The organism is Myxacorys chilensis, assembly GCF_059505265.1.
Genome location: NZ_JCACKG010000295.1, coordinates 1 through 2,302, shown reverse-complemented (window position 1 = coordinate 2,302; position 2,302 = coordinate 1). Strand labels below are relative to the sequence as shown.

Sequence of the window (2,302 nt, the reverse complement as noted above, 5' to 3'; positions counted from 1 at the left end):
CGTCACCGGCCAGCAGCAGTGGTGGCGCTGCAGGGCAAGAATGGTCACCGCCGGCGTTGGAGTACGCAAGTTGCGCACTGCTTGAGCAGGTGAATCTGCAAGCATCAGGTGAACCCCTTCTCGCGGCTATCCACCTCGTCAACTTCAAGGTCGAAGCTGTTGGCCATGGCGCCGTTGATGCACCAGCCCAGCCATGGTTCAGCATCGGCGTTCTGCTCCAGGTCGCAGTCACCATCCATGGCGTCGAGCGCATCGATCAGCGCCGACAAGACGGACGCTTGTTGGTCAATCCGCTTGACCAGCGCCTTTCGCCAGTCGGCAGGATGAACACCCGGAGGGCAGAAGACTGGGCGAAGGGCTGCAGGCTTCATTGCCCATCCTCCCACGCCGTCTTGAGCCGATCGGCATCCCTGACCTTGAGGTCGCAGACGACAATGCCGAGAACATGCTCGTTGAACCACTTGAGCGGCACTTCATCGCCGCGGCCGGGCTCGCGCTCATACAAAATGCGGATGGTGTCTCGCCCGGTCCGCTGGCACCGGTAAACCAGCGCCGGGCCTCCCGTTTCCATGTCCAGCACATAAACGCTATCGTACTGGAAGGATTTGACCGGAGCCGCGAGCACATAATCCCACCAGCCGCGCAGGGTCGGCTCCATCTGCTCGCCAATAACGGGCACCACAGACAAGCGGGGAGAGGCGAAGCTTTGGCGTGAGAGCTTGGGCGCGGGGAAAAGGTCGAGGGCCATCACGCACCTGCCCTGAGCATGTTGGCCAGGTCGCGCACGGTCAGGCCATGCGAGTGGCCGATATACTGGCCAACCTTGTCGATGCCTTCGATCAGTACCGCGACCTCGGTCAGCGTCGTCGGGCGGTAAGCTTGCAGTGCATCGCGGCATTCAGTGAAGCGGTGGTAGCTTTCGCTATCGACATCGCACGCTGCGATCCAGCCAGATTGCCGTTCGATGTCGTAATACTTGGCGGCCTGCCGCTGCAGCCGACGCTTGGCGCTCTTATGGCGTCGGCGGATGGTTGAGATTGCATCGGCGTCACCACGCGCGCGGGCAACGTGCATGTTGCGCTCCTCGTCCAGCCAGCTCAGGGCGTACTTCGGATCGCAGGCGCTGCCGTAGTCGCCTAGGCGAGCGACATTGCCGTCAAGGAACATGAAGTAGAGGCTTGCTTTATCTAGCGCAAAAGACTTCGCCCTGCGGGTCTCTGAAACGCGCTCCTGAGCCTCCCGAGATGCCTGAGCAGCCGCAGCATATTCAGCGAGTAGCATGTGAAGCACTGCTGGCACTTCTGGTTCAGCAGCGGCCGGCGCCAGGGTAGAAGCCGGCGCGGCGACCGCAAACGCAGCAAGGTAGCCCGACGCCTTGAGCATCGATCGGCGCGAGAGTACGTTGTGAGTATCCATTGATTGATCCTCCAAAGATTGTTCGTGGAAGGCTCGGGGGCGCTGCAACGCTGCCCGAGCCGATTTTCGCTTTACTCACCGATGGGGAAGCTGACCCAGGCACCGGGTTTGCTGGCCTGCTCTTCTGAGACCGTGATGCAGAGGCCGCCGTGTGCGACACGGCCAACCCAGCACCCGCCGTGCTGCCTTCTCATGGCTTTGGTCAATTCGCGCAGGTGGTACTCGACTAGCTCAGACGGTGGCGCCTGATCCAAGAAGTTTGCCGTGGCCAGCGCTTTGCGCACGTCGTTGACGGGCTTCAGCGCCACGGTAGCTTGATGGTACTGGCTGGGCTCGATGACGGCGCAGAAGGTGCCCATGGCCGCTGTATCGAGGATTTCCGAGATGCGATGCATCATGGCGCCAAGCTGCTCGTCGCCCACGGTCGGGGCGGCCTCAGTCTTGGCAAGGGCCGGCACAATGGCCGCGCCAAGCGCCGCCGAGGCGACCGCCGTACCAGCGCCGGTCAGCAGCGCGCGGCGGGTGAAATCTTGCTTGTTGGACATGGCATAGCCTTCCTTGTTCAGGAGTGAAACTGGACGATGGAGCGGAGCAGCGCGGGCGCCGCATCGGTGGGCAGCTGCTCACCCATGGCGAGGCGAGAAAGCAGGTAGCGGGCTTTAAGGTTCAGGTCGTAGACCGACACCGGCACATGCTCGATAATCGCCTGCAAAGCCTCGCGCTCTGCCGCTGCAGCATTGCGGTGACGCTCGGACACCTGATTGGCTTCCGCCTCAACACTGGCGATAAAGGCGAAGCGCAGGGCGGCGGTGTTGTGAGCGGCGGCGAGCTGGGTGATGTCCATGGTCCCGCTCCTCACGCTGCAAGTGCATGGTTGAGGGCGGAG

5 protein-coding genes are annotated in these 2,302 nt (G+C 62.5%); all 5 read right to left on the bottom strand.

Annotated features, from left to right (window positions below):
- Nucleotides 1–104 precede the first annotated feature (104 nt).
- The 5 genes from AC5JLB_RS29645 to AC5JLB_RS29625 all read right to left on the bottom strand — a co-directional run bounded on the left by AC5JLB_RS29645 (nucleotide 105) and on the right by AC5JLB_RS29625 (nucleotide 2,260).
- Nucleotides 105–371, bottom strand: a complete 267-nt coding sequence (locus AC5JLB_RS29645) for a hypothetical protein (RefSeq protein ID WP_495877411.1) — start codon at nucleotides 369–371, stop codon at nucleotides 105–107.
- Entirely contained in the window at nucleotides 368–748 is a 381-nt protein-coding gene (locus AC5JLB_RS29640; protein ID WP_495877410.1) for a hypothetical protein, read from the bottom strand. Before AC5JLB_RS29640 ends, AC5JLB_RS29645 begins: the two co-directional genes overlap by 4 nt.
- The gene (locus AC5JLB_RS29635; RefSeq protein WP_495877409.1) at nucleotides 748–1,416 is read right to left on the bottom strand and encodes a hypothetical protein; all 669 of its coding nucleotides are present in this window, start codon (nucleotides 1,414–1,416) and stop codon (nucleotides 748–750) included. The genes AC5JLB_RS29640 and AC5JLB_RS29635 overlap by 1 nt, the downstream gene beginning before the upstream one ends.
- Nucleotides 1,417–1,487: 71 nt before the next feature.
- Nucleotides 1,488–1,961 (bottom strand): hypothetical protein, encoded by a 474-nt coding sequence (locus AC5JLB_RS29630; protein WP_495877408.1) that lies wholly within the window; start codon nucleotides 1,959–1,961, stop codon nucleotides 1,488–1,490.
- 17 nt (nucleotides 1,962–1,978) lie between these two features.
- Entirely contained in the window at nucleotides 1,979–2,260 is a 282-nt protein-coding gene (locus tag AC5JLB_RS29625) for a hypothetical protein (RefSeq protein ID WP_495877407.1), read from the bottom strand.
- Nucleotides 2,261–2,302 lie beyond the last annotated feature (42 nt).